Origin of the sequence: Bartonella sp. AC62GZZY (assembly GCF_042196525.1) — a bacterium.
Lineage (GTDB): Bacteria > Pseudomonadota > Alphaproteobacteria > Rhizobiales > Rhizobiaceae > Bartonella.
In genome coordinates this window covers 47,253-70,710 of sequence record NZ_JBHIQN010000008.1, presented here as the reverse complement: position 1 = coordinate 70,710, position 23,458 = coordinate 47,253, and the positions used below count along the sequence as shown (strand labels likewise).

Annotated in this window: 18 protein-coding genes and 1 pseudogene; 17 read left to right on the top strand and 2 right to left on the bottom strand. The window is 40.2% G+C overall.

Annotated elements, in window-relative coordinates:
* The first annotated feature begins 696 nt into the window (after nucleotides 1-696).
* The 9 genes from ruvC to tolB all read left to right on the top strand — a co-directional run bounded on the left by ruvC (nucleotide 697) and on the right by tolB (nucleotide 9,649).
* On the top strand, nucleotides 697-1,212 hold the full coding sequence (ruvC, locus tag ACFIML_RS06355) for a crossover junction endodeoxyribonuclease RuvC (RefSeq protein WP_375606543.1): 516 nt from the start codon (nucleotides 697-699) through the stop codon (nucleotides 1,210-1,212).
* Nucleotides 1,213-1,225: 13 nt separating this feature from the next.
* The gene (locus tag ACFIML_RS06350; RefSeq protein ID WP_375606542.1) at nucleotides 1,226-1,378 is read left to right on the top strand and encodes an OB-fold domain-containing protein; all 153 of its coding nucleotides are present in this window, start codon (nucleotides 1,226-1,228) and stop codon (nucleotides 1,376-1,378) included.
* Between the two features lie 13 nt (nucleotides 1,379-1,391).
* A complete protein-coding gene (gene ruvA, locus ACFIML_RS06345) occupies nucleotides 1,392-2,006 on the top strand; it encodes a Holliday junction branch migration protein RuvA (protein WP_375606541.1) in 615 nt (204 codons plus the stop codon).
* Nucleotides 2,007-2,019: 13 nt separating this feature from the next.
* Nucleotides 2,020-3,114 (top strand): Holliday junction branch migration DNA helicase RuvB, encoded by a 1,095-nt coding sequence (ruvB, locus tag ACFIML_RS06340; RefSeq protein WP_375606540.1) that lies wholly within the window; start codon nucleotides 2,020-2,022, stop codon nucleotides 3,112-3,114.
* Between the two features lie 234 nt (nucleotides 3,115-3,348).
* Entirely contained in the window at nucleotides 3,349-3,789 is a 441-nt protein-coding gene (gene ybgC, locus ACFIML_RS06335) for a tol-pal system-associated acyl-CoA thioesterase (RefSeq protein ID WP_375606539.1), read from the top strand.
* A gap of 1,728 nt (nucleotides 3,790-5,517) precedes the next feature.
* On the top strand, nucleotides 5,518-6,231 hold the full coding sequence (gene tolQ, locus ACFIML_RS06330) for a protein TolQ (protein WP_375606538.1): 714 nt from the start codon (nucleotides 5,518-5,520) through the stop codon (nucleotides 6,229-6,231).
* A gap of 15 nt (nucleotides 6,232-6,246) precedes the next feature.
* Nucleotides 6,247-6,699 (top strand): protein TolR, encoded by a 453-nt coding sequence (tolR, locus tag ACFIML_RS06325; RefSeq protein WP_375606537.1) that lies wholly within the window; start codon nucleotides 6,247-6,249, stop codon nucleotides 6,697-6,699.
* Nucleotides 6,700-6,806: 107 nt separating this feature from the next.
* The gene (locus ACFIML_RS06320) at nucleotides 6,807-8,291 is read left to right on the top strand and encodes a cell envelope biogenesis protein TolA (protein WP_375687666.1); all 1,485 of its coding nucleotides are present in this window, start codon (nucleotides 6,807-6,809) and stop codon (nucleotides 8,289-8,291) included.
* 32 nt (nucleotides 8,292-8,323) lie between these two features.
* A complete protein-coding gene (gene tolB / locus ACFIML_RS06315; protein WP_375606535.1) occupies nucleotides 8,324-9,649 on the top strand; it encodes a Tol-Pal system beta propeller repeat protein TolB in 1,326 nt (441 codons plus the stop codon).
* Between the two features lie 1,042 nt (nucleotides 9,650-10,691).
* Here tolB and ACFIML_RS06310 read toward each other — a convergent pair.
* On the bottom strand, nucleotides 10,692-11,438 hold the full coding sequence (locus tag ACFIML_RS06310; protein WP_375606534.1) for a YebC/PmpR family DNA-binding transcriptional regulator: 747 nt from the start codon (nucleotides 11,436-11,438) through the stop codon (nucleotides 10,692-10,694).
* 367 nt (nucleotides 11,439-11,805) lie between these two features.
* Here ACFIML_RS06310 and ACFIML_RS06305 point away from each other — a divergent pair, with 367 nt between their 5' ends.
* The 8 genes from ACFIML_RS06305 to ACFIML_RS06270 all read left to right on the top strand — a co-directional run bounded on the left by ACFIML_RS06305 (nucleotide 11,806) and on the right by ACFIML_RS06270 (nucleotide 22,137).
* Nucleotides 11,806-12,501, top strand: a complete 696-nt coding sequence (locus ACFIML_RS06305) for a DUF1013 domain-containing protein (protein WP_375606533.1) — start codon at nucleotides 11,806-11,808, stop codon at nucleotides 12,499-12,501.
* A 203-nt stretch (nucleotides 12,502-12,704) separates the two neighbouring features.
* Nucleotides 12,705-13,226 carry a peptidoglycan-associated lipoprotein Pal gene (gene pal, locus ACFIML_RS06300; protein WP_375606532.1) on the top strand — a complete coding sequence of 174 codons (522 nt, stop codon included), beginning with the start codon at nucleotides 12,705-12,707 and terminating at the stop codon, nucleotides 13,224-13,226.
* A gap of 52 nt (nucleotides 13,227-13,278) precedes the next feature.
* On the top strand, nucleotides 13,279-15,183 hold the full coding sequence (locus tag ACFIML_RS06295) for a tol-pal system protein (protein WP_375687664.1): 1,905 nt from the start codon (nucleotides 13,279-13,281) through the stop codon (nucleotides 15,181-15,183).
* Nucleotides 15,184-15,201: 18 nt separating this feature from the next.
* Nucleotides 15,202-16,689 carry a tRNA lysidine(34) synthetase TilS gene (gene tilS, locus ACFIML_RS06290; protein WP_375606531.1) on the top strand — a complete coding sequence of 496 codons (1,488 nt, stop codon included), beginning with the start codon at nucleotides 15,202-15,204 and terminating at the stop codon, nucleotides 16,687-16,689.
* A 114-nt stretch (nucleotides 16,690-16,803) separates the two neighbouring features.
* Nucleotides 16,804-18,972 carry an ATP-dependent zinc metalloprotease FtsH gene (ftsH, locus tag ACFIML_RS06285; protein ID WP_375606530.1) on the top strand — a complete coding sequence of 723 codons (2,169 nt, stop codon included), beginning with the start codon at nucleotides 16,804-16,806 and terminating at the stop codon, nucleotides 18,970-18,972.
* Nucleotides 18,973-19,522: 550 nt separating this feature from the next.
* Nucleotides 19,523-20,887: a phosphoglucosamine mutase gene (glmM, locus tag ACFIML_RS06280; protein ID WP_375609303.1), complete on the top strand. Its 1,365-nt coding sequence runs from the start codon at nucleotides 19,523-19,525 to the stop codon at nucleotides 20,885-20,887.
* 752 nt (nucleotides 20,888-21,639) lie between these two features.
* The gene (locus ACFIML_RS06275; RefSeq protein WP_375687662.1) at nucleotides 21,640-21,768 is read left to right on the top strand and encodes a hypothetical protein; all 129 of its coding nucleotides are present in this window, start codon (nucleotides 21,640-21,642) and stop codon (nucleotides 21,766-21,768) included.
* A 165-nt stretch (nucleotides 21,769-21,933) separates the two neighbouring features.
* Entirely contained in the window at nucleotides 21,934-22,137 is a 204-nt protein-coding gene (locus ACFIML_RS06270; RefSeq protein ID WP_375606527.1) for a hypothetical protein, read from the top strand.
* Nucleotides 22,138-22,886: 749 nt separating this feature from the next.
* Here the strand turns inward: ACFIML_RS06270 and ACFIML_RS06265 are convergent.
* A pseudogene (locus tag ACFIML_RS06265) lies at nucleotides 22,887-23,142 on the bottom strand (Arm DNA-binding domain-containing protein); the annotation flags it as partial.
* Nucleotides 23,143-23,458 lie beyond the last annotated feature (316 nt).

Here is a 23,458-nt window from a genome sequence, read left to right as displayed (position 1 = left end):
CTCTCAGTTCTTATTCACATTCGTTGAGCCTCTCTCATTTTTATGCTTGCAAAGGAAAAAGCCGGCACTATCATCATCTTTGCCAGTCCCCAATGTTGCAACAGCCTTTGAAACTTGAGACAATTCATTAGAGGCATTTTTAGTCCTGTCTTGTACAGTTTCACTCTATACGGCAATCCCACGTTTCATATGTAAGCGAATGGTTTTGATTGATTCAAGATAAACAGATTTGTAATGAGAAAATCTTAGGATATTCGGGATTCTTATGCAACATACAAAAAATTAATTATCTTTATAAATCAACGTGTTGCCTTGTTATGGTGGCGTCATGCTATAATGTAAAAAGTTTTCGTAAAGTGTGTACCATCCATTGCATAGCCTCTTTACACTTATGAATGTACAATCCAGAATTCTCTATTTGCTCGCTTGCGATGTTTAACCGTTATGGCATTGGATATGACCATAGAAAGGGAATTTTTATGCTTTAGAGGGTGCTTGCTTGTGATGTGTGAATGGTTTTGATTGATTTCAGTTATGCTTCATAAAGTATGTACCATAAAGATGCTGTTCGTTGCGTGTTATAATTGTATAAATTTGGAGGTATGATTATCTTTTTACTGGTTTTGTCTTGGGTTGCTGTTTTCTTTGTGGTCTTGTCTTTATTCACAAGGGGGAAAAGTGTATAGACTGTAGTTTATGGCAGAGACGATTCGTATTATAGGCATTGATCCCGGATTACGGCGTACAGGGTGGGGCGTTATCGATGTTGCAGGTAATCGTCTTCAGTTTATTGCAGCAGGGACGGTTTCTTCTAATGCACAGTGTGATCTGGCTTCTAGACTCTGTCAGATCCACAAAGGTCTTTCAGAGATTATGCATCAATTTATGCCCCATGAAGCCGCTGTAGAACATGTGTTTGTCAACAAAGATGCTACAGCAACTTTAAAACTTGGGCAAGCGCGTGCGATTGCGCTGCTGGTTCCTGCGCAAGCAAACCTTCCTGTTTTTGAATATGCCCCCAACAAAGTGAAAAAATCGGTTATTGGTGTTGGACATGGGGCTAAAGAACAAATCCATATGATGGTAAAAGTTCTCCTCCCACGGGCTGAATTTGATAGCAGTGATGCGGCTGATGCTCTTGCTCTTGCTCTTTGTCATAGTATGCATCGTAAGAGTATTGACCGATCTTATCAGGCAAGGATGGCGATATGATTGGGGTGGAAGCATGATTGGCACATTAAAGGGCACTCTTGAACATATCTTTGATGATCATATTCTTCTTGATGTTTATGGTGTGAGTTATGTTGTTTTTGTGTTGAATTGGTGTATGCATTATCAGAGTATTGACCAATCTTATCAGGCAAGGATGGCGATATGATTGGGGTGATAACATGATTGGCAAATTAAAGGGCACCCTTGAACATATCTTTGATGATCATATTCTTCTTGATGTTCATGGTGTGAGTTATGTTGTTTTTGTGTCAAATCGTCTGCGTCCTTCTTTACCCTCTGTTGGGGAGGCGTTAAGCCTTTTTATTGAAACGCATGTTCGTGAAGAAGCAATTCGCCTTTTTGGTTTTGCTACAAGAGCTGAACAGGAGTGGTTTTGTCTTCTACAAAATGTTCCTGGAGTAGGGGCAAAGGTTGCTTTGGCAATCTTGGGGACTTTATCGCCAGATGAACTTGCTCAGGCTATCGCTTTAAATGATGTTGCGATGATTAGTCGAGCGCCGGGCGTTGGTAAAAAAGTCAGTGAAAGGATTGTGGGTGAACTGAAAAGTAAAACACTTCCCTTTGAACAAGCTGTCAAAACTATTTCGGTTCCTCAGCGTGAGATAACCAATCAACCTGCGCATGATGCGCTTTCCGCATTGATGAAGCTAGGGTTTGAACGGGAGCAAGCAGCTCGCGCTCTTGCTCTTGCGATGAACGCTCTTGAGGGCGAAACTGTTTCTTCTGCCCTGCTGATCCGCCATAGTCTCAAATTGCTTTCTTCTCCTACTTAAAATTAAGGTAACAATGCATAAAGATGAAGATCAACGCCTTCTGGGTTCCGCCCCCCTTCCTAACGATCCAGATCGTTCCTTGAGGCCACAAGTTCTCGATGACTTTATTGGTCAAGAAGCGGCACGGGCTAATTTAAAAATATTTATTGAAGCAGCAAAAACACGGCAAGAAGCGCTGGATCATGTTTTGTTTGTAGGACCACCGGGGTTGGGAAAAACAACGCTTTCACAGATTATGGCAAAAGAATTAGGCGTTAATTTTCGCTCTACTTCAGGGCCGGTCATTGCTAAAGCAGGAGATTTAGCAGCCCTCTTGACCAATCTCGAAGAACGTGATGTCTTGTTTATTGATGAAATTCATCGCTTAAATCCAGCAATTGAGGAAATTCTGTACCCAGCAATGGAAGATTATCAACTTGATCTTATCATTGGTGAGGGGCCTGCTGCCCGCTCGGTTAAAATTGATCTGGCTAAATTTACTTTGGTGGCGGCAACTACACGTTTGGGACTTTTAACCACACCGCTGAGAGATCGTTTTGGAATCCCAATTCGTCTCAATTTTTATACGATAGAAGAATTGGAATATATTGTTCAGCGTAATGCACGACTTTTTGCTGTCAAGATCAGTGATGATGGAGCCCATGAAATTGCACGCAGAGCACGCGGGACGCCTCGCATTGCTGGACGCCTTTTACGGCGCGTTTGTGATTTTGCTCTGGTTAAACAGGCAAAACAAATTGACCAAAAAATCGCCGATGAAGCCCTTTCGCGCCTTGAAGTGGATCATCTTGGGCTTGACCCGCTTGACCGTCGCTATTTGCTCCTGATTGCGGAAACTTTTTTAGGGGGACCGGTGGGGATTGAAACGATTGCTGCTGCTTTATCAGAACCACGCGATGCCATTGAAGATATTGTTGAACCCTATTTGCTCCAACAAGGGTTTATTCAAAGAACCGCTCGTGGACGTATTCTGAGTGAAAAGGCTTGGAGCCATTTAGGGCTTTCTGCTCCAGCCTCTACAACGTCTATACAAAGGCGTTCTCAACTTTCTGATGCTCAAGACAATTCATCACTTCAGACGACTTTATGGGATGGAGAAGATGACTAAGTCATTCGCTTTTTAAAAAATAAGACATTTTCTTTAAAAAAATTGCGTGAATATTGTATCGCAAGGTTATAAATACAAGAAATGTGCTTGTTTTAGCAGTTTCTGACCAAAAAGATTTGGAAAGATTGAGGATTTTGTGCTTTTGCTTTTCATAACATCAACACAAAAATGTGTTCAATCTTTTGATCTATAAATAATTTGCTCTATTCAATGATTTTATGGGACGTGAAGTAGATGACAGAAGTGACTCCTTTCAAGAGAAATCATACAAGTGCTTTTCATAATTTTCAGGTCCGCGTTTATGTTGCGGATACAGATTTTTCCGGTGTAGTTTATCATGCGCGTTATCTTGAGTTTTTTGAACGAGGACGTTCAGAGTTTTTACGGGATACCGGTTTTAATAATAAGATGTTAGCAGCAGGGGGTGAGGGGGAAAAATTGTTTTTTGTTGTTCGTCATATGGAAATTAATTTTTCAAGACCAGCTAAAATTGATCATCTTTTAGTCGTTAAAACACGTGTTAATCACATCCAAGGGGCCCGCTTTTTTATGGAGCAATCTATTTTGCATGAGATGACTACGTTGGTAACAGCCAAAGTTGAAATTGCTCTGATTAATGAGGAGGCAAAACCGCGACGTTTACCCAAAGAACTTTTTGCAAAAATGCTTGGTTAAAAGTGTGATTCATTGAATTAGCAAGTTTCAGGAGAGATCAGCAGATATAAAGTAATCTATAATCTAAGACTATACATTTATCATAGCCTAAATGTTTTCCAACAAGGTCACACGATACAGCAAAAGAAAGCACCTCTGCTACAATAACTACAATAAATTGAAGATAATATCTCACAAAATTAAACACACCTCATCCATGTTATGATTCAAAATCAATGTCGCATCATCCATTTTCTGCTATAAACTCAAGATATTTTCTTTCTTTTGAAGAAAGGTTTGTTGGCATCAGAAAACAGCGAAAAAGTACAAAATATAAAAAGAAATAAAAATGGATTAAGATTTATTTTTATAAAAATGCACATACCCAGCACCATATTGCAATAAAGTGATAATAAGCTATTAGGTCGAAAACTGTCTCAAAACACCCAAAGGGTGTTTTTAAGCAATTTGATTTGTTTTTTTACTGGATTGTCATTTGGCATCACAAGAGCGCGTGTTTCATCCATTTCTATCCATCATGCATGACTTTATGTGCGCTTCTAAGCGTAGTGAATGAGTGAGAGATCAATGTATACAAAGCAGAAATGCATTTTTGCATTTAAAGTTTCAACAGCATATTATTCTATATAATGTATTGACTTAGAAAGATAAATTATCACTTATCATGGGCACAAACCCTAATAGGAATAGAATAAAATACTTTCATTTCAAATCTGTTCATGTTGAAACAATTAAAATCATTTGCTTACACATCATAAGAGAACAATATAAATCATTGAAAAAATTGTAAAAATGTTCCTTATGGATCATTCGCAATGCAATAACGATCAAATATCGCAAGTGAGCAAAGAGAGCGAAGAAGCCGGTTTTGATGAAGTAAAAATGTGAAAAGGCTTTTTTCATGTCACAGAAGCTTGTACGTTATACCATGGTGCCAGAGAGATGATAGGCATTGAAAGGGGCTAATTCACAATACAGTGAGATTACATGAGACTTACACTAGATTACATAGGACGTCGTAGGGGTGCATGGGTGAGGCGCATTGTTGTGAGGTGTTGTAGGGTGGTTTATTGTCGTTTTTTGTGCCCGATGATGTACCCCGTATTCAATTCGATGGAAAATGAGAGAAATAATAGCCTGAGGCAAAGCGTCATCTTTTATGATGATAACATATTTATTTACAATGATAATTCATTGCGTTGTCACTTTCAGATAATTCTGAAACTTGTAAAATTTTTTCTTTTCAAGCTCTATTGCCGCGAATTAATAAAAAACATTTTCTTACATGTCACAAGCGGAGTTGGTGAGTGGATACAAAAACACTTAAGAAAGAAATAAAATACCTCTTACGAATCTTTTCAAGTGCTAAGACTTATCGCTGTATTTTAAGCTGGAAACGCGTATGATGATTTAGCGTTCTTTTCATAAGCGTAAAGATGGTGGTGCATAATAGATTTAATATCATGCATTTTTATATCTTTTATTTTTATAGCATTTATGGAGAAGCCCTGATCGTTATATTTTTCATAAATGCTGTTGTGAAATGAGGGGGATGTGCATTGAGGGATATCTCTCGTCATCACTTTTTAAGGAAAGTTAAGAAACAAGTCTTGTTTTAGCGCATGGATTTATGTGAGACTAGAGTCTTTACTTAAATTTAGAAAATATAAAATAATCTGTTTTATAAAATTTAAAAAAATGCATCTTTCATTTAGAGGGACAAAAATTATGCCGCATGGTGAACTAACGAATCCAGAAACAATTGGAATGTTGCATTTGTTTATGCAAGCGAGTTGGATCGTGAAAGGTGTTATGATCGGATTGCTGCTCGCTTCCATCTGGAGTTGGGCAATTATTTTTGATAAAATTTTTACGTATCGGAGAATACGGCGTGAAATAAAGCAGTTTGAACGCACATTTTGGTCTGGCAAAGCGCTAGAAGATCTTTATGCATCATGTAAAAGTCAACGTACCAATAGTATATCTGCAGTTTTTATGGCAGCAATGGTTGAATGGAAAAAATCTCTTGAAAAAGGGACCCATACATCGAAAAGTTTGCAGAGCAGAATTGATAAGGCTATGGATTTGACGCTGGGACGTGAAAGTGAAAAAATAGAATCAAAATTAAGTTTTCTTGCGACACTGGGGTCTGCGGGACCTTTTATCGGACTTTTTGGAACAGTTATTGGTATTATGGAGTCTTTTCTTTCTATTTCAGCTTCTCAAAATACATCACTTGCCATTGTCGCGCCAGGGATTGCAGAAGCGCTTTTGGCAACCGCTATTGGTTTGTTTGCAGCAATTCCAGCTGTTATTGCTTATAACAAGTTGACTCATGAAAGTGCGCGCATCATTGCACAAATAGAAAATTTTGCTGATGAATTTTCAACAATTGTATCGCGGCGTATTGATGAAACACGCACAGCACCTTCCTCTTTATAAAAAGGATCTTATCCCATGGGCGTTTCTGTTGCTTCTTCTTCTCGCAAAAATACACGTAGGCGGCATCATTCACGAAGCCAACTGATGAGTGAGATCAATGTCACTCCTTTTGTGGATGTCATGCTGGTCTTGTTGATTATTTTTATGGTCTCTGCCCCCCTTTTAGTGAACGGTGTTCCTCTAGATTTGCCTCGTAGTCAAGCGGGTCCCGTACGAGCTCAAAAAACACCTCTTACGGTTTCACTTGATGCGCAAGGGCGCTTTGCCATTAATCAAGATTATTATGAAACGTCGCAGGCCCTGATTACACACCTGAAAACTCTTCTGGAAGCAGATGCTACACAAAAAGATCAACGGGTTTTTGTGCGTGTTGCTAAAACTGTTGAATATCAACAAGTATTAAAACTGCTGGCGGATATTCAAAAAACGGGGTTTTCTCAAGTTGCGTTAGCAAGTTTAGCACAATAAATAATAAGTAATAAAATTGCGTATAACCGGTTGTTCTTAATTTTTTTTTAAAAGAGCATAGAGTGATTAAAAATGAAAAAATGTAAGGCGTAAATAAGGCATAAAGAATGAACAAAGACTCTTATCATAGTATGAAACGAGGCTTGGCTTTATCCCTTGTGGTCCATGTCATTTTTCTCAGTTGGGGAGCTATTCAGTTTACAAGCTCTTTCTCTTTACCACAACCATTGGAAGCAATTCCCATTACTCTTGCTCCTTTGGTGGACGAGTTTTCTTCTCAACAAGGAGCCGTGAAGGCTCCTATCCGCGCAATCCCTGCCGTAAAACCAACTATGCAACCACAAGAGAAAGAAGATGCACGCCATATTGGAGAGGGACAAATAGATAGTCTTGCACCATTTCAACCAAAGGAAAAGTTGCTCCCCGTTGAGACAACACCGCCGCCAACAAGCGAAAGTACGTCGGAAACATCCACATCCGAACTTACACAACCAGAATTATTAGAAGCAAAAACAGAAGAGATTTCAAAAGAACCAGAGAATGAGCTCAAGGTTGCGTCTGAGATACCTTTGAAAGTACCGGAAGATGCGCCAAAGCTTGCACCTGAGATGCCTGTGAGAGTACCGGAAGATGAGCCCAAGGTTGCACCTGAGATACCTTTGAAAGTACCGGAAGATGAGCCTAAGGTTGTGCCTGAGATGCCTGTGAGAGTACCGGAAGATGAGCCAAAGCTTGCGCCTGAGGTGCCTTTGAAAGTACCGGAAGATGAGCCTAAGATTGTGCCTGAGATGCCTGTAAGAGTACCGGAAGATGAGCCTAAGGTTGCACCTGAGATACCTTTGAAAGTACCGGAAGATGCGCCAAAGCTTGCACCTGAGATGCCTGTAAGAGTGCCGGAGGATGCACCCGAGACTGCGCTTAAGCCTTTGCACAAAAATGAAGAGATGGTATCGCCAAAAGAATTGACTCCAACGGTACAAAAAGTACCGGCAGAGCAGGTGGTTCATCAAGTTCCCAAAATTGTGCTTCCAGAAAAAATTCTTCTTCCACAGTTGAAACCAAAATTTGACGAAGAATCTACAATGAAAAATAAGGCGGCATTGAATCAAAATACGCCAAAGCTTAGCAAGAAACACCAAGAGAAACAGACCATTGAAGATATTCTGGCCATGGAGGAAAATAATTTGCTCAATCGTGCGCGGTCACAAGGAGGAGGAGCAAAACGTTCTCATACACCAGAAGCTTTGGGTGCAAGAAAAAATATTAATGATACCACAAAAATGGCACAAACATTGGTCAATATTGTTGGGGGGTGTATTCAACAGAAGCTTAAACTTGTAGCGCTTGGTGGCGATTTAAAGAATCGTCCGGTCGTGCGGTTGCGATTTTATTTGGACCGTGAAGGAATGGTTGTGGGTGATCCTATCATTGATCCTGTAAGCGGTCTTGAGAGTCAACAAGCTATTATGATAAGGCAGGTATACGCGGCTGTTTTTTCATGCCAACCTTATGCAGATCTCCCACGTGATCAATATGGCCTGTGGGGGCAAGGTTTTGACTTTAATGTTGATCCCCTCCAAGAAATAAGATGATAAAAAAATCGCTTAACGAAAGGACGCATTCCATGATGACTATAACGAGATATAAAGTTTTTGCTTGGTTTATTGTCACTTGTGGGTTGTGGCTTTCAAATATTTCATTGGTTTATGCGCAATTGAAAGGGACGATTTCAAGCGCTGATTTTAATCCCATTCCCATTGCAATTACAGACTTTATTTCCAATGATTCGATTGGATCTAAAATAACGGCTGTGGTGACAGCCGATCTGGAACGGTCGGGGCTTTTTTTACCGCTTGATAAAGCAAATTTTGTTGAAAACACTTCTAGTCCTAATAAACAACCGCATTTTGCTTATTGGCAGAAAATAAAAGCGCAAGGTTTGGTGACGGGGCAAGTCATGAGAGAAATCGATGGACGATTGAGAGTCGATTTTCGTTTATGGGATGTTTTTGGAGAGCGACAACTGAAAGGACGGCGTTTTTATACCGCGACAGAACGGTGGCGGCGTGTGGCCCATATAATTGCAGATGAGATCTATAGTGAGATGACAGGAGAAAGTGGTTATTTTGATACAAGAATTGTTTTTATCGATGAAACAGGACCTCAAAATGCACGCATTAAACGCTTAGCCATGATGGATCAAGATGGAGCAAATTTGATTTATATGTCCGATGGAAGTGAATTGGTGCTTACACCGCGTTTTTCCCCAAAAAGACAAGAATTGACCTATATGGCTTATGAGGAAAATCAAGTACCTCATGTTTATCTCCAACAAATTGAAATGGGGCAAAGAGAGTTGATTGGAACGTTTAATAACATGACAATTGCTCCGCGTTTTTCTTCTGATGGACAAAAAGTCATCATGAGTTTGTTACAAAATGATGGGAGTGCCAATCTTTACACCATGGATTTACGAACCCGTACGATGACGCGACTTACAACAACTTCTGCTATTGATACTTCTGCTTCTTATTCACCGGATGGCAAACAAATTGTTTTTTCTTCAGATCGTAGCGGAAAGCCGCAAATCTATAAAATGAATGCAGATGGGAGTGATATTCAACGTATTTCTTCAAACGAGGGGAGTTATTCAACACCTATTTGGTCTCCACGGGGTGACTATATCGCCTTTACAAAACAATTAAGCGGACAATTTTCTATCGGTGTTATGCGCCCAGATGGACAAGGAGAACGAATTTTAACCACGGGTTTTCATAATGAAGGACCAACGTGGGCCCCCAATGGTCGTGTGCTGATGTTCTTTCGCAAAAATCCCGGTATGGGACCAAAAATCTATACGATTGACATTACCGGACGCAATGAACGACAACTCCCTACACCCAATGATGCTTCGGATCCAGCATGGTCGCCATTGCTCAATATACAGTAAAACAAAATGCTTAAAAACAGAATATAGAAGGAATACAGTCTCAATAGTTTTTAATTATTTAAAAGCAGGAATTGGTTATAGTGGGCATGGGGATTTATGTAGATTTCATCTATCATCTACGGTTGTTGATCGATAATGGAATTTCCTTGGGGGAAAATGCTTAAAAAATTCAAAACAATACCTTGAAAAAATAGAGTCGAAAATTCTGAAGTCTCTAGATTTCAACTTTTTATTAAAAGTGTCGCTATATATATTTTTTTAAACTTCCTTTTCAATTTTGTTTGTGAAGAATTTGGTCTTGTCAGGGGGCTGTTGCTCTCTGATGTATTTTATTCGAGTACGCGGTTGTTTTAGGTCTGAATATTGATTGATCGGTAAGAGCAAAAGGACAGATTTTAAGATAAATGACGTTATTTTAAAAACATACGATGTCATAAAGTTAATGCCATAAAGTCAAAAATTTATCCGCAACAGATTAGAGAGATGTACTGGCTTTTTGTACAATACTTTGCTAAACAATCAGCTCTGGCTTTCCATTTGCTTATTTTTATTCTGTGATGTTGTAAAAACACTGCCCTTTGAGGTGTGGGGATATAGGACGTATAAACCTTCTTGATATATTCTAAGTGTTTTTAAGTGTGTGGCGAATATTTAGGGGAGTGCATGTTTGTTGAGTCTTAAGTTTAAAGTGAATTTCATGGGTGCTTCGTCATAGGAATACGTTAAGAAAATTCGAATTTTTTACAGGCTAGATCATTTTCATCACTTGAAGGCGGGGAGGTTAATCTTAAAGAACAACAAGATCGAATAGAGAGGAATATAGGGATAATCTTTTGGGCATGTAAGAAAGGCGTGAGACTACAGAGTTTTGTGTATGCTTTTCTTTTTGGGATTATGTTTTCTGGAATTGATTGTGGTTTCTTGTTGTACAGACAGATTTTCCCCGCTATTGACGCGGGGCTTTTATTGTGCGGATAGGAGGGGTGACAAATGCTTTTGAAGCCCTCATGAATGAAGAGAGGGCTTGTGCAAATGATGGAAATTATACAGATAATTTTGCCAAAATCTCATCGCTGATATCAAAATTGGCATAAACATTTTGCACATCATCATCTTCTTCTAATGTTGAAATCAGTCGTAAAACAGATAAAGCTTTTTCTTCATCTATTGGTGCAAGGGTGGTGGCTTTCCAAATTGTTTTAATCGATTCTGCTTCACCAAGTTTTGCTTCAAGCATTTTTGAAACTTCACCAATATCTTCAAATGCACAGGTAATATGATGTCCGGTTTCTTCTGATTGTACATCTTCAGCACCGGCTTCAATTGCTGCATCCATGATGTTATCGGCTGTTCCTGCTTCTGGCTTATAGATTATTTCACCAATCCGATTAAACATGAAACTTACAGAACCTGTTTCCCCTAAGGCTCCTCCTGATTTTGTGAAGGCGGCGCGCACATTTGAAGCAGTGCGGTTGCGGTTATCGGTTAAAGCTTCAACAATGACGGCAACGCCTCCTGGCCCATAGCCTTCATAGCGCACTTCATCATAATTTTCGACATCGGTGCCTGACGCTTTTTTAATTGCGCGTTCAATATTATCTTTCGGCATCGATTGTGCTTTGGCATTTTGAACAGCCAGCCTTAAACGTGGATTCATGGCTGGATCAGGAGCACCTTGTTTTGCTGCTACGGTAATTTCGCGCGCAAGCTTAGAAAATATTTTCGAGCGCATAGCATCTTGACGCCCTTTACGGTGCATAATATTTTTAAATTGTGAATGGCCTGCCATAGTTTTCCTTCCTGTTTGAGGGCTTTCTTTCCAGTTGGACACTTTTTAGAATTTAAGGCGATAAAGCTCGCATCCCACCAGAATAAATGTGCCACAGCATGAGGTGAAATAATCGAATAAACCCTTTATAAGAAAATTCATCTTAAAGGTAAAGAGACCTTAGTTGAGGATCATTACAAGAGAGATCTCTTGTCGTTGAGCAAAAATAACGCTATAACAGAATGTAATTTCATAGCAAAATGGTTTATTCCATGCCGCGCTTTGTTTTAGGAGTGGTTGGAGAGACCTAAGCATATAAAAAGTTCCAGTGCTCTTGAGTGGGCGGTAACCTGCCTCATAGAAGAGGCGCAGAAGAGGATTTATAAAAATGGCAACGCAACTTTTGATGCCCAAAGCAACAGCTGTTTGGTTGGTTGATAATACAGCTCTTTCTTTTGATCAGATTGCAGAATTTTGTAAATTGCATGTCTTGGAAGTAAAAGCTATTGCCGATGGTGATGCGGCTTATGGTATTAAAGGTTTAGATCCGATTAGTTCTGGGCAATTGACGCGCAGTGAAATTGCACGGGTGGAGGCTGATCAAAACGCACGCTTGAAAATTTCTCAATCGAGGGTGCATATTCCTGAAAAAAAACGTAAAGGGGCGCGCTATATCCCTCTTTCTCGACGCCAGGATCGTCCCAATGGTATCCTATGGTTGGTTACGAACCATCCCGAGTTGAAAGATGCACAAATTGCACGGTTGATTGGGACAACAAAAGCGACAATTGAACAAATCCGCCTTAGAACCCATTGGAATAGTGCAAATTTGGTTCCTCTTGATCCTGTAGGACTTGGTTTGTGTTCGCAAATCGATTTAGATTTTGAGCTCCAGCGTGCGGCGAAAAATCGTCCTGTTGCAGCAGAAGAAGATAGGTCGTTGCTTCCCGCTTCTGTGACGGAAAACGCTTCTCTAGAGGAAAATGAGAGCGAAGAAAATCTGCATAAGACTTTTGACGCTGATAAAGTTTTTGCAAAGTTGAACGCGCTGCAAAAAAATAGTCAAGATCAAGATGATGCATAAAAAGCCATGACTCATAAGGGAAACATTTCTTATGAAAATGTTAGAGGAATGGCTGAAGAGAAGAAAAATTGGCAGAGACTTAAAAGTAAAAATGAGGACGAAAAAAACAGAAAAAATTTCGTCTTCATTAGGAATTAACGGTTATTCTTAAAAATATTTTTAAGAATTTACCCTTCTTTACGAAATTCAAGGAGAAACGGACTATGCGCTCTACCAAAAAAAACATCTCTCATTCTTTAGCTATCCTTTTTCTTTTCTCACTATGCCTGGGTGGGTGTGGCAAAAAAAATGTTGGTGCACTTAACGGTATGAATGGCGCTTATATGAATGATGCTGGTTTGAATCAGGTGTCACCAGGCTCAGGACAAGAATTTACAGTTAGTGTGGGTGATCGCGTGTTTTTTGGTCTCGATTCTTCTTCACTTGATGCTAATGCTGAACGTGTTTTAACGCGCCAAGCAGAATGGTTGCTTCATTATCCTTATTATTCTATTATGATCGAAGGTCATGCTGATGAGAGGGGAACACGTGAATATAACTTGGCACTTGGACAGCGCCGTGCTGTTGCTGTGCGAAACTATTTGGTGTCTCTAGGTGTGTCTGCACAACGGATTCAAACAATTTCTTACGGAAAAGAAAGACCTGTAGCAGTATGTGATGATATTTCCTGTTGGAATCAAAATCGACGTGCTGTGACAACGTTGAATGACATGAATAGTCATTAAAAAGAAGATTGTTTGTTTCAACTATTCAATAAGCTCTTAAGGGGAGAAAAGAATGTATCGTAAAATCAATTGGAAAACACTCTTTTATATGGGGGTTTTTATAGCTTGTTCTACTTCACTTGTTCAAAGTGCAGCACGAAAGGCTTCCGAATATCCTGCACATGATACGGATAAAGTTGATGCAGTTGATAAGGCAACTGATGACGTGAAAGAAGCACCTGAAGCAGCTGATAAAGCAGCATCTGATGTGATAGAAAAAGCCACTGACGCTGTTGATAAGGCTGTTGATGCAGTGAAAGAAGCACCTGAAGCAGCCGATAAAGCAGCATCTGATGTGATAGAAAAAGCCACTGACGCTGTTGATAAGGCTGTTGATGCAGTGAAAGAAGCACCTGAAGCAGCCGATAAAGCAGCATCTGATGTGATAGAAAAAGCCACTGACGCTGTTAATAAGGCTGTTGATGCAGTGAAAGAAGCACCTGAAGCAGCTGATAAAGCAGCATCTGATGTGGAGAAAAAAGCCACTGACGCTGTTAATAAGGCTGTTGATGCAGTGAAAGAAGCACCTGAAGCAGCTGATAAAGCAGCATCTGATGTGATAGAAAAAGCCACTGACGCCGTTAATAAGGCTGTTGATGCAGTGAAAGAAGCACCTGAAGCAGCCGATAAAGCAGCATCTGATGTGATAGAAAAAGCCACTGACGCTGTTAATAAGGCTGTTGATGCAGTGAAAGAAGCACCTGAAGCAGCCGATAAAGCAGCATCTGATGTGGAGAAAAAAGCCACTGACGCCGTTAATAAGGCTGTTGATGCAGTGAAAGAAGCACCTGAAGCAGCCGATAAAGCAGCATCTGATGTGGAGAAAAAAGCCACTGACGCTGTTGATAAGCCGTCTGATGCTGTGAAGAAAGCACCTGAAGCAGCCGATAAAGCAGCATCTGATGTGGAGAAAAAAGCCACTGACGCTGTTGATAAGGCTGTTGATGCTGTGAAAGAAGCTCCTGAAGCAGCTGATAAAGCAGCATCTGATGTGATAGAAAAAGCCACTGACGCTGTTGATAAGGCTGTTGATGCAGTGAAAAAAGCACCTGAAGCAGCCGATAAAGCAGCATCTGATGTGATAGAAAAAGCCACTGACGCTGTTGATAAGCCGTCTGATGCTGTGAAAGAAGCACCTGAAGCAGCTGATAAAGCAGCATCTAGCGCGGCGGAAAAAGCCACTAGTGTTGCGGAGCACCAAGGGATTATTTTAGAGAATCAACAGGCTTTATTTCAAGATTATGATTTAGATAAGCTTTTACATAAGATACGAATGGTGCTTGAGCATAACAGTCTAAAAAATGTTAACAAGCAGTTTCACGAGCTTTTTGATACAGAAACCTCTTCTGTTTATTCTTGTTCTTTTGAAAAGTCTGCTGTAGATGAAAAATCTCAGACTGTAAAAGAAGAGATGGAGCAGGACCATAGTACAGGTGTTCAGACAAAGGTTGCTGCTGTGGAAGCTAAGGTGGAGAGCCATGACCATGAAAACAGTCAATCCTTTAACAAAGCGCATGAAGTAAGAGCTCCAATTGAAGTACATCAGAGTGACAATCTTTCTTCTTCTAAAGCTTTGTATAAGGAAGGGTATGATTTTATTCGTTCTGCTAACTATGTTGATGCTGAAAAAAGCTTTTGCGCTTTTCAAAATCGTTACAAAAAAGATTCTTTGAGTGATGATGCTTTATTTTGGTTGGCCGAATCTTTGTTGGGACAAAAACGCTATCATGAAGCAGCACAAGTTTATCTTACCGCATGGTATGCAGATAAAAAGAAGCTCTATACCTCCGAGATTTTACTGAAATTAGCAAGAAGTATGGTCACTCTTGAGCCAAATAAAGACAATTGTGCTCATTTTGTGAAAAAATCAAAACGTCAACAAACATTAGCATCTGTTTTTTGTAAACCTGCAAAATAAACAGCGAGGTCGTTTTCGGTGTGCGTTAGACTGGCAAGAAATCTCTTTAAAACATCGGATTTTATTCCATGTCAGAAGTTGATTCTTGCCGTCTCAGGGGGAAGTGATTCTTTGGCTTTGATGTTTTTGGTCAAAGAGCATTTGGAAACTCTCGCATTTCCTCCAGAAATGATTGTTGTCACGGTTGATCATCAATTGCGTAAAGAATCGATGCGTGAGGCAGAAACTGTTGCGAAAATTTGTCGTGTCCATGATATTCAACATATCACTGTGCGATGGGAAGGCGAAAAGCCAAAGACGCATATTGCTTCCAGCGCGCGTGTTGCACGTTACGATCTCTTGGTTAAAGAAGCACAAAAACAAGGCGCATCAGTTATTATGACGGGCCATACACTCAATGATCAGGTTGAAACCTATCAAATGCGGTATCAACGTCTCCAAAAGAACAGAGGTGCTTTATATAGTGAAGCTGTTACCATGCGCGATGAGGTTTATGCCAGTGGTTTTGCTGGTATTTTGCGCGGTGAAGCCGAGGGTATACGTGATGAGTTTCATGCCAGAAAAACAAGAAAAAATATTTCCGAAAAAAACGATGGTCCGCTCTATGAACGTGGTTTATCCTGTATTCCGCGTGAGGCGTTGTTGCATAGAAAAGTGCGTTTGATTCGTCCACTCCTTGGTGTAAAACGCCAAACATTACGGAATTATTTACGCTTACAAGGACAAACATGGATTGATGATCCAACCAATGAAGATCGCAATTTTGAACGTGTGCGTGTGCGTCAATCTCTTTCTCCACAAAAATTGTCTTATATTGCTCAAAAAATAAATGAAGCCGCATTGCAGCGTCGTCAACACGCGCAAAATATTGCCGATTTGATCTTAGCACTGGATATTACTGTCCAACATGGACGTTGTTTCATAGCAAAGCCTGCGCTATTTTTACAGAAACATTCCAGTTTTCCTTTCGTGGTGGGGCTTTTTGCTGTGCTGATGGGAGGGGGATTTTATTTGCTCCCCAATCAGAAATTAAGCATGCTTGTTCAAAAACTCTGTCTCGATTCTCCAGAAAAGAAGCGTTTTACTTATGCGGGCTCTGTTATTGAATATAACAAGCAGGGAATTTCTTTGTGGCGTGAAGGGCGAAATATAAAAGAGGCTATCGTTGAGCCAGATAAAACTTTTATATGGGATGGGCGCTATCATATCACAAATCATGGATATGAGGCTATAAAGGTTGGAGCCGCAAATTTAGAACAGCTGAAATTTTTATTAAAAAATAGCGATTTTGAGCTTGAAAAGCCTCATTTTCCCTCTTTACAATCGCTGGTGATGATCTCAAATGACAAAGGGTGTGATATTCCAGAGTTGATTTCTCAAGCAGTTGTTCATAAAAATGTTATCATCAAGCGGATTATGGCACCTTTCGATTGGCTTTCTTCGCGAGAAGATGCTGCTGTGGTAAATGTTGTGGAACCTTTTTTTAATATTGAGGTGAAAAGATAAAGAAAAATTACTCTAAAAGAAAATAAACAGCTTCTCATCCCTTGGCAAGGGGCTGACAAGGTTATATGTTAAGGGGAACTGTTTGAAATCTATATTTGATTAAGTGGGCTGAATATGAATTCCAATTACCGCTCTCTCCTCATTTGGGGAGTTATTGCTTTGATTTTGATTGTGTCGTTTTCTTTCTTTAATGGAGATAGTCAACGTTCTGGTGGTGGAGAGGTCTCTTATTCTGAATTTTTGCAAAAAGTTGAGAATAATGAGTTGAAATCTGTGACCATTCAGGGTCAAAAATTAACAGGAAAAACCATTGAACATAGAACTATTTCAACCTATGCTCCACGAGATCCAGGTTTGATACAAAAATTGGAAAGCAAAAACGTCAATGTTAAAGCTATTCCTGAAAGCTCTGGAAATAGTATTTTCCTCAATCTCCTCTTTTCCTTATTGCCTGTTATTATTATCGTGGGGGCGTGGGTCTTTTTTATGCGGCAAATGCAAAATGGATCACGTGGTGCAATGGGGTTTGGGAAGTCAAAAGCAAGATTGCTTAATGAAGCGCAAGGACGTGTTACTTTTAAAGATGTTGCCGGTGTTGAAGAAGCAAAGCAAGATCTTCAAGAAATTGTTGAATTTTTACGCGAACCACAAAAATTTCAACGTTTAGGAGGCCGTATTCCACGCGGTGTTTTGCTTGTTGGTCCTCCAGGAACCGGTAAAACTTTGCTCGCACGCTCTGTGGCTGGTGAAGCCAATGTGCCATTCTTCACCATTTCAGGGTCTGATTTTGTTGAAATGTTTGTAGGTGTTGGGGCGAGCCGTGTGCGTGATATGTTCGAACAGGCTAAAAAAAATGCCCCTTGTATTATCTTTATCGATGAAATTGATGCTGTTGGGCGCCATCGGGGTGCTGGACTAGGAGGGGGAAACGATGAACGCGAGCAAACCTTAAATCAGTTGCTTGTTGAAATGGATGGGTTTGAGCCCAATGAAAGTATTATTCTTATTGCTGCAACAAACCGTCCCGATGTCCTTGATCCCGCTTTATTGAGACCAGGGCGTTTTGATCGGCAAGTTGTTGTGCCAAACCCTGATGTTTCTGGGCGTGAACAAATCTTGAAAGTGCATGTGCGCAATGTGCCTTTAGCGCCCAACGTTGATCTGAAGATTTTGGCAAGAGGTACACCAGGATTTTCCGGTGCGGATCTGATGAATCTGGTCAATGAAGCTGCTCTTATGGCTGCAAGCCGTAATAAAAGAGTCGTGACAATGCAAGAATTCGAAGATGCGAAAGATAAGGTGATGATGGGGGCTGAGCGTCGTTCAACCGCTATGACACAAGAAGAAAAAGAACTCACTGCCTATCACGAAGCAGGACATGCTATTGTGGCTCTTAATGTGCCAGTTGCTGATCCTGTCCACAAAGCAACAATTGTCCCAAGGGGAAGGGCCTTGGGAATGGTGATGCAATTGCCTGAAGGTGATCGCTATTCCATGAGTTATCGTTGGATGATTTCTCGTCTGGCCATTATGATGGGTGGACGTGTGGCTGAAGAATTGAAATTTGGAAAGGAAAATATCACCTCCGGTGCTTCTTCTGATATTGAACAAGCAACCAAATTAGCGCGCGCAATGATCACACGATGGGGATTTTCTGATCTGCTTGGGAATGTTGCTTATGGAGATAACCAAGATGAAGTCTTTTTGGGTCATTCTGTTGCGCGAACACAAAACGTTTCTGAAGAAACAGCGCGCATGATTGATATGGAAGTGCGTAAGCTTATTGATGATGCCTATAAAAATGCTACAGAAATTTTGAAAACAAAAAGAAAAGAATGGTTTGCTTTGGCACAAGGTTTGTTGGAATATGAGACTTTAACGGGAGCTGAAATTAACGAAGTTATTGCAGGAAAGCCTCCTTCACGCACACAGAAAGATGAGAATGCTGCACCACGGGGATCCTCTGTTCCGAAAACTGGAACAGTGAGGGTAGAGACAGCAGGCGCAGAGGAAAAAGACGCTGAAACAGCGCCTAAAATAGCAACTCATAAGGTAGAGACTGATAAACTAGAAGAGGGTAAGGCAGAGGGAGCTGTAGGGAAGAAAACAGCAAAATCCAGTGATGTTGAACCTAAGGAGCTTCAGTCTAAAAAAGTGCAATCGGATGAGACTGAGAAAAAAGCGCAAAGCACAAAAGGTACCACAAAATCAGTCAACCGCTCTAAAAGTAAAAGCAGTGCAGAAAAAAAGTCAAATACGGTGGGACATGATAAAGGAAAATAGGAGCCTTTTAAGAACGCTTGAGTGACGATGTTTTAGGAAAACTTCTAAATTTTTTGAGAAAGGCGCAAGCTTTGTTTGCGCCTTTCTTGCAATATTTGCAAAAATATGGAAGCAAAAAAATTAAGCAAAGCCGTTGTATGATGACGGCTTTAGCATGCTACAAGGCGAGGTGTACTGTTGCTTTTCTAATGTGGTAGGGGTTGTAAGGTTAGGTGATAGATTTTCTTGCTGATTTGGTAGGGTATGAGGTTTGGTGCTGAGTTTCTTTACGGATTTAGCAAGTGTGTGAGATTATCCGTTGGTTGTGTTAAAGGGATGTGTAGAGCATTTTGAGGAGATAATATTTCTTTTATGTGTGAGGGTGTAACATAATTGTTTGAGAGTGGTTTAGATGTGTAGATGGTGAATAGGGGGCTTGATTGTCTAAATGCATGAAGGTTTAAGATCAACGATCTGATTTTATACGGGGAGAGGAGGACTATTGTACCAAGGGGGCTTTTAGGGGTTTAAAAAAGTCAAAGGGAAAAAGTAGATATTAAAGGAAAGAGGTATGGTACAAAAATATTTTGGTACAGATGGAATTCGGGGGAAAGCCAATTCATTTCCGATGACACCCGATTTTGCTATGAAGGTAGGGATGGCGGTAGGGGTTTTATTCCGCTCACAACATCAATCACGTCGTGTGGTGATTGGAAAGGATACACGATTATCGGGCTATATGTTGGAAAACGCTTTGGTTTCAGGATTGACTGCTGCGGGGATGGAAGCTTTTTTATTGGGTCCAGTGCCAACACCTGCTGTTGCAATGCTTTGCCGCTCTTTGCGCGCGGATCTTGGGGTGATGATTTCTGCTTCTCATAACCCCTTCTATGATAATGGAATTAAACTTTTTGGTCCTGATGGTTTTAAGCTTTCAGATGATATGGAAGCGAAAATTGAACAATTAATCGATACAGATCTTTCAAAATCTTTAGCAAGTTCTGCCGAAATTGGTTATGCAAAACGGGTTGAAGGGGATATTTATCGTTATATTGAATATGCCAAACGAACTCTGCCGCGCGATGTTCGCTTGGATGCTGTGCGTATTGTTGTGGATTGTGCCAATGGGGCGGCTTATAAAGCGGCTCCTCGTGCTTTATGGGAATTGGGGGCTGAGGTTTTTGCTATTCATGATGAGCCAAATGGTACCAATATTAATCAAAAATGTGGGTCAACCGATTTAAGTTCTTTAAAACGAAAAGTGCATGAAGTACGTGCTGATGTGGGTATTGCTCTTGATGGAGATGGAGATCGTGTTCTCATTGTTGATGAAAAAGCACAAACGGTTGATGGAGATCAGTTGATTGCTGTAATTGCTGAAAATTGGCATAAAATGGGACGATTACGGTGCAATGGTGTTGTTACAACAATTATGTCAAATCTTGGACTAGAGCGTTTCTTGAACGGCAAAGGGTTGCACCTTGTAAGGACAAAAGTTGGAGACCGTTATGTTGTCGATGCCATGCGCCAAAAGGGATATAATGTTGGTGGTGAGGCTTCTGGGCATATTGTGCTCAGTGATTTTGGCACAACGGGTGATGGCTTGGTGGCTGCCTTGCAGGTTTTAGCCTGTATGAAAGAAAGCCAAAGTCCTATGAGCCAATTGTGTAAACGGTTTGAACCTGTACCGCAAATTTTAAAAAATTTAACGGTTAAAAATAAAAATGTCCTGAAAAAAAATCCTGTTAAAACGGCTATTGATCAAGCAGAGAAAAAGTTGGGAAAAGAAGCACGCCTCGTTATCCGTGCTTCTGGAACTGAACCGGTTATCCGCCTTATGGCTGAAGGCGATGCACGAGAAGTGTTGGATGCGGTCGTAACAGAGTTGATGGATGTTATTACGCAACATGATGCACACGTGGGTGCTGTGCTTTGAGGAATCTTGAATGCTGTGAGGTAAGTAATCAGGTAATCTTTTGAGAGATAGAAGGGAAATTTGCTACGGGAATTATTTGTTGGAATATAAGGGGATATTTCTAACGTTGAGTAGACTTCAAGCGGGTGACCTTTGAATAAAGGGGAGGCTTCTTATGATGGTTGAGGGGAAGAAAAAGAATAAAGACTAAAGCTTGGAGGCTTGTGTGTGCTAGAGGAGGGGAGATCTTGAGAGAGGGATGAAAATTCTTGAGTTGTATAGAAGAAAAAGCTGGTGAGAGCAGTCAGTCAAAACGGTTATCCAAGAAAAACGGTTGTTGATGAAGGAGTTTTGGGATTCGTGTAATGGCGAAAATCTATCCTTTATACATTGCATATAAGGGAGGATCAGAGATTAGATAAAAAAGGGTTTGGCGATTTATACTGATAAAGCGATGTCGTTTCGTGATTTTGTCTTTAATGTTGTCTTGGGATGCACTTCATAACTATGGGTTTGATTCATCAAAAGTTCTCCCTAAAGAACAACTTCAGGATAAAAAGCTAGTGAACGAGCTTCAAACAGCTGTTCAATTTTTGCAACAAAGACATATACAAGAGATCAACAACGTATCTGTGCGTACAAAGTCAAAAGATGTGATACGGTCAAGAAATCTAATGCATTAGAAACTTTTTATTGTAGCTCATTTGGGGTCTCATTAAAGAGTAACTAAAGGAGGGTTACTTATAAATATAGCGGTGGATTCAAGAGATATTGTGCGAGCATGTATAGATAAGAATTTAAAAAAAGCCCATGAAATATTAGCGCCTCTAGGGCTTACTGTGTCTTATTTTGTACGGATTGCTTTGATTAAAGTTGTCAATGAAAAGGGATTTGTCGTTTGATATGTATGTTCCTAATGAAACAATATATTGATTTATAATGATAATTTAGCGTTATTCAAGTTGAATTAGCCCCCTAATATCGTAAAATTTTCTCATTTCAAATCTATTCCATGTTGAATCAATCAAAATCATTTGCTTGCACGTCACAAGCGGGGGGGAGTCCATGTGGAAAAAACCGTACAAGAAAGAACTAAAAATGGTTCTTATGAGCCCTCTCTAGTGCCAAGGGCTGTCAACACTCACGAGCTGGCAAAGTGTGTGATGGTGCCAGCATGCGAGACGCTTGAAATTTTTGAGAAAAGTGAAAGAGGAGAAGATGTTTTTTTTGTAAAAGATGTGGAGGATTTATTTCGTCATTTGGATATTTGATACTTCTGATCATTCATTTAAAATTGGCTTTTAATTTACATCATTATAGTTACGGGTATCACGTATTTTTATTGATAATTTACAGGGATTCCGTATATTGAACAATTATGCAAACAATGATCGAAACGACAGCTTATCCTATTATGCCGTAAAACACCGTTGTTTAGAGCGGTGGTATAAGGCATGAAAAGCTTTATATATTGAATGTTTTTAGATATCGTGATCAGTATTTCAGGGCAAGGTTTGTCTGTCGCGCCTATGAAGTGAATCGCGTGAGTGGTCAGTAGCAGGAAGCCGCCGAGAGATGCTGGACTTTTGACAGGCTCGTGGCGGGTAGGAATCTCACTCCTTTGAGGTGTGGGGGAAAGTCAATTAACTTGTGCGAAAGAGGAAGGCATATCACCTGAAGCATTATTTAATATTGTTTTTTTAAATTGCTGCTAATCCAGATGCTGGTGTTTTTATGCAAGGAATGAGGTGAGAGCAAGGAAAGTTAGATTCCCAACAAAGCATAAGGGTAAAAGTGGGGAATATAGGGTTATACCCTTTTTGGGTGGTCAAAATATTCCGGTGTTTCTCTTAGATATTTACAGTAAATTATCTCAAGGAAATTTAATTAAGCTAGTAAGCTAGAAAGAAATGAACTTAAGTGAATTTTAACTGTACTCTTAAACGAATATCGAAAGGAAAAAATAATGGATAAGGCAAATAAGTAGGATTGCGTATATTACAAGGAGCTTGTGAAGCTCTTTCTTAATGGGGTTACGACCCTCACGTAAAACAGCACACCATTGTGTGCAGTTTCACGGGTTTGTTTTAAAGAAACATTTCTTAAGGCACCCAGGCCCTTTTCATGGCGCCGACCATGAAGGGTATAACGATAAAGCCATTGAACACCTCCATCTTTATGTTTTTGAAGAAGCGAGCCGGTGCACCATCACACACTTTGCCAGCTCGTGAGTGTTGCGACAGCCCTTGGCATTAGAGAGGGTTCATAAGAGCCATTTTTAATTCTTTCTTGTACGGTTTTTTCACATGGACTATCCGCTTTTAGTGTGTAAGCAAGTGATTTTGATTGTTTCAAGATAAGCAGGTTTGAAATGAGAGAATTGTACGATATTCAGGACTCTCATTCAACATACAAAACAGTGAATTATCATTATAAATCAATGTATTGCATGTTTATGAAGAAGCGAGCCGGTGCACCGTCACACACTTTGCCAGCTTGTGAGTGCTGCGATAGCCCTTGGCATTAGAGAGGGTTCATAAGAGCCATTTTTAATTCTTTCTTGTACGGTTTTTTCACATGGACTATCCGCTT

Coding starts and splice junctions, on each gene's coding strand:
- ruvC (WP_375606543.1), top strand. CDS start 697: ATGGCAGAGACGATTCGTATTATAGGCATTGATCCCGGATTACGGCGT.
- ACFIML_RS06350 (WP_375606542.1), top strand. CDS start 1,226: ATGATTGGCACATTAAAGGGCACTCTTGAACATATCTTTGATGATCAT.
- ruvA (WP_375606541.1), top strand. CDS start 1,392: ATGATTGGCAAATTAAAGGGCACCCTTGAACATATCTTTGATGATCAT.
- ruvB (WP_375606540.1), top strand. CDS start 2,020: ATGCATAAAGATGAAGATCAACGCCTTCTGGGTTCCGCCCCCCTTCCT.
- ybgC (WP_375606539.1), top strand. CDS start 3,349: ATGACAGAAGTGACTCCTTTCAAGAGAAATCATACAAGTGCTTTTCAT.
- tolQ (WP_375606538.1), top strand. CDS start 5,518: ATGCCGCATGGTGAACTAACGAATCCAGAAACAATTGGAATGTTGCAT.
- tolR (WP_375606537.1), top strand. CDS start 6,247: ATGGGCGTTTCTGTTGCTTCTTCTTCTCGCAAAAATACACGTAGGCGG.
- ACFIML_RS06320 (WP_375687666.1), top strand. CDS start 6,807: ATGAACAAAGACTCTTATCATAGTATGAAACGAGGCTTGGCTTTATCC.
- tolB (WP_375606535.1), top strand. CDS start 8,324: ATGATGACTATAACGAGATATAAAGTTTTTGCTTGGTTTATTGTCACT.
- ACFIML_RS06310 (WP_375606534.1), bottom strand. CDS start 11,438: ATGGCAGGCCATTCACAATTTAAAAATATTATGCACCGTAAAGGGCGT.
- ACFIML_RS06305 (WP_375606533.1), top strand. CDS start 11,806: ATGGCAACGCAACTTTTGATGCCCAAAGCAACAGCTGTTTGGTTGGTT.
- pal (WP_375606532.1), top strand. CDS start 12,705: ATGCGCTCTACCAAAAAAAACATCTCTCATTCTTTAGCTATCCTTTTT.
- ACFIML_RS06295 (WP_375687664.1), top strand. CDS start 13,279: ATGTATCGTAAAATCAATTGGAAAACACTCTTTTATATGGGGGTTTTT.
- ftsH (WP_375606530.1), top strand. CDS start 16,804: ATGAATTCCAATTACCGCTCTCTCCTCATTTGGGGAGTTATTGCTTTG.
- glmM (WP_375609303.1), top strand. CDS start 19,523: ATGGTACAAAAATATTTTGGTACAGATGGAATTCGGGGGAAAGCCAAT.